1 protein-coding gene is annotated in these 4,411 nt (G+C 33.3%); it reads right to left on the reverse strand.

All coding sequences use genetic code 11. The annotated features are described in order from the left end of the window. Positions 1 to 4,244: calcium-binding protein (locus A9Z07_RS05405; protein WP_139126632.1), on the reverse strand; the 4,244-nt coding region annotated here is incomplete at its 3' end. Positions 4,245 to 4,411 lie beyond the last annotated feature (167 nt).

The following is a 4,411-nucleotide window of genomic DNA, read 5'->3' on the forward strand; positions in this document are numbered from 1 at the left end:
AGATGATCATTGCCAGTCCCGCCTATTAAAGTGTCATTTCCAGCATGACCATACAGATTATCATTTCCAGCTAAACCATTAAGCTCATCAGAACTATTATAACCATTGATTACATCATTACTTTCTGTAGCTGCAAGTACTTTTATCTTTATTGTTTCTACATCCCAAACTGTCTCATCGGCAAAGACAATCTGATCAATACGATATGCTGTTGCGCCATTGCTATCAAAATAGTTCTTAACCGTAATCTGATCATTTTCAGAATATTTAATAATCAGATCATTGCTCTGACGCTTAAGACTGACATCAGAAACAACTATTCCCTCACTGAAAATAATACGATCTAATTTATTTATATTATATTCATAACTTTCAATAATATCCTGTCCATCTCCTAAGTTGAAGATATAATTATCATTTCCAGTCGCACCATTTAAATAGTCATTACCAGTTCCACCAATCAAGGTATCGTTGCCTGAATTACCAAACAGACTGTCATTTCCTGTGAGACCAATTAAGTGGTCTGCACTGTTATAACCCTGAATGGTGTCATTCGATTCTGTAGGAACCAGCACTTGTTGTTTGATATAGGCCACATCCCAGACTGTTGTTCCATCTGCAAATACAATTTGGTCTATACGAGACGCTGTGGCCCCATTGCTATCAAAATAATTGTTAACTGTAATCTGATCATTTTCAGAATATTTAACAATCAGGTCATCACCCTGACGCTTAAGACTGACATCGGCAATCTCAATTCCATCATTAAAAACAATACGGTCCAGTTTATTGGCATTGTTTTCATAACTTTGAATCGTATCTTGGCCATCACCTAGACTAAAAATATAGGTATCGTTACCAGCACCGCCATCTAAATAATCGTTACCAGTTCCACCTATCAAGGTATCGCTACCATCCCCCCCATAGATTCGATCATCACCTTGATTACCTTCTAGATAGTCATTACCAGTACCGCCATAAATAATATCCTGCCCAATACCGCCATATGCAATATCATCTCCACCTAGGGTTTCAATTCTGTCATTACCACCAAAAGACTTAATAACATCATTCTGATTTGTACCTTGTAAAATATCATCTTGGGCATAAACAGAATCTAATAATAGATCTTTTATAGTTTCATCAGTAATCTCTTGAGCTTTTAAAGAAAACTGCTCTAGCAACTCTTTATATAAAACATCATGATTAGGATCCAAACCGCGCACAATTAAATGAAATTGTTCAATTTCAATCTTACCCAATTGATTATCGTTTAAGAACAACTCTGTAAGCCTTTCAATAGCTAAACTAAAATCACCATGCCAAATCTGATCAATCAAATTCCAACTATAAACTTCAATATTAGGGAAAACCCAACCTAAAGGGGCTTCGTCCTCAAATGTGACGAATGTAGGTTTTCCTGTCGCATTTTTTGGTGCATCAATGTGTAAATAGGTAGCGGCTTCGAAAATATTTTCTGTATCAAAAACAATTAAGTCAATCCAGTCGCGCTTTGTCGTCTGACTTAATAATTGAATATAAGTGTTAGATAAAATTTTCTGAAAATACCCCTCCAGATCATTGACATTACTAGGAATCCAGCTTTTCCACTCTAACTCCTTTCCATAAAGTACTTTTACTATTTCAAACTTTTCCTTATTTGAAATAGAGTTTATATCAGAAACTTGTGCAATTTTATTATTTGTCCAGAAATACAATATTTTATAAGCTAGTAATAATTGATGGTCAGCAGAAGTTTCCGCAAAGTTTAATACTAAATTTTTTAACACCCCTGTTAAATCATTTTGCATCGCAACATGCAAAGAGGTTGCAGAACCATAGCCTAAAAGATCTGGTAATTTCAAAATTTCATTACTGACTGAAGTACCATCAGTGGGATTCTTCCAAATGGTCTCTGAAGTATTCACTTCAAACAATAATGTTTCCGCCAAACCATCTTTTAATATTATTTCTCCATTTTCCAATACACTCTGAGTAAAACCACCTTGATTGGTATGTATTACATTGTTTTCATCAGTATTGTTCACTACCTTATTTCTTAAATTAATTGAATGAACATTTAAATCAGCTAAACTTATTAGCTCATTAGTCTGAGAAATACCATCTTGATTTATGTCTCTCCATATTTTTAATTTTTGATAAATTGCGTCATCGCTATTAATTTCTTGATCATTATTTAAGTCATATTGAGCAAGTGCTTGAAAGCCATCACTTGCTTTGCTACCATCAGGTAATACTGTATCAGTACCAAATAATTCTTTACCATTATCAATCTCATTGTTTTCATTTAAATCAAGAACTACAAAACCATCGTGTGGTCCAACCCAAGATGTTTTTTCTGCGAAACCATTCCCGTCTAAATCAAAATAGATATCCTTTCCAAGCGGTGTCGTACTAATTTTTCCATCATGATTTAAGTCTAAAACAAGTGGATCATATTTTGTAGGGGGGATCTTTGGAGGTAAAAATGGAGGAGGCGGTGGTGGTATATCTTTATAGACAGTCACATAAAACTTAATACCTAAATCACTATCATCTTTAGATCTAGTATCCAAATCTTCTGTAGTTAAGTTCCCATACTTAAAATTAATATCACCAGTAACAATATATCTAACATATTTTTCTGTTCTAGCAATTTCAACTAAACGACCAGTTGACTTATCATTAATATCATAGCCGCTTTTACTAAAATCTAAAGCTGGTGGTGGAGATAAAGTATTTGATTTATAACGCATTTCAGCGCCAAGTATATTCTTTTCATGATACTTTAAAATCCCTAATCCATCCTCATCATTAACAACTACCTTTCCATAAGAATTATATATATCAAAACCAGTTCCTCCCTCTAATCTACCTGCACCACGTAATGTATCCTGACCTGCGCCTCCATATAATTTATCACTATCTGATAAATTCCCACCATCTAAAAAATCATCTCCATCCTCTCCTAATAATTCATCATTCCCAGCCCCCCCATATAAATAATCATTCCCTGCAGCACCAAAAATGTAATCATTTCCCTCTCTACCAAAAATATAATTATTATCTGTATCATCAGTATCATTTATTTTATCACCAGCATATAAATAATCTGATTCTGAACCACCATATAAGTAATCACTACCTTGGCCACCATATAAAGCATTTGAACCCGAATCATTAAAATTATCTAGAGCATTAGCATATAGATAATCATTTCCGTGTCCACCATATAATGTATCAGTCCCTTTTCCTCCAAACAAATGATCATTGCCGAACCCACCTTTTAGGGTATCAACTCCGGCAAATCCATAGATATAATTATTTCCACCTTGCCCTTCAAGAGTATTATTCGCATTATTTCCAACTAGTACCAGATCACCAAAGACATTAATAGGAAGCTTCAGATCTAAACTTTCTTTGGAATTAACATAAAAAATATCATTCCCATGGATATCTTTTGGCTTCGTTATACCACTATCTAAAATATCATTAATCACATCTAAAAACATTGAAATTTGACTTAAATCAATATTTCCGAGACCTAAATTATCGTCCATCCTATCATAATAATTTTCTCTTATAGTTTTATTCTTATTTTTTAGAGCATAAAAATCTGCAGAGGTCAGACTAGAAATTATAGGTGCCTCACCGGTAAAAACTAAATCAACCGTTCTTCCAGTTCCTGATCGATCTATTTTTTCTTCAGTTAGTGTATTTGTAATTATAGCTACACCTGAATCACTTTTATAATCAAAATTATCCTTCTCAGCTATTATTTGTAAATTTCTTATTTCTTTAGAACCATTTTCATTAACTATAAAGGACATTTCACTCCAGTTAGCAGTAAATGATGTACTACCAAAGATATAGGCTCGTTGAGCATAATCTGCTGAATGAATATCCATTTGATATTGGCTAAGTCCTAAAGACGAATTTTCAGTTGGCCTTTCAGATTCTGGATATGATGAGTAAAGAATATCTACCAACTCGGTAAAACTATAGTTCTTTGCTGGTAAATCAATTATTTTAGCATCGAAAAACTTGTTAAAAATACCAAACATATCAACTGTAGCATACCGACCCGCACCAAGAGTCATATACTCATATTGATCAATATTAATTGTTGAATAATTTTCATCTCTGATCCATTTTGAATCAACCAACTCACTAGGAGCAGGCATATTTTTTTGTCCCCATAAATATTGACTAACTATTTGTTGGATACTAGGAATTGTGCTCATTTTTCTTCCATTTTTAAGATATTAATATATAAAAAGAATTACTTGATTACCTATAATTAACTCGACCACATACATCAACAGGTAGAGCTTTATAAATATGTTTCATATTTCCAATTAATTGAGTCCCTCCCCTCTCTTGGATCATATTTACTTGATAACTATTATAA

The sequence above is a fragment of the Acinetobacter sp. YK3 genome (assembly GCF_001729365.1).
GTDB lineage: Bacteria > Pseudomonadota > Gammaproteobacteria > Pseudomonadales > Moraxellaceae > Acinetobacter > Acinetobacter vivianii.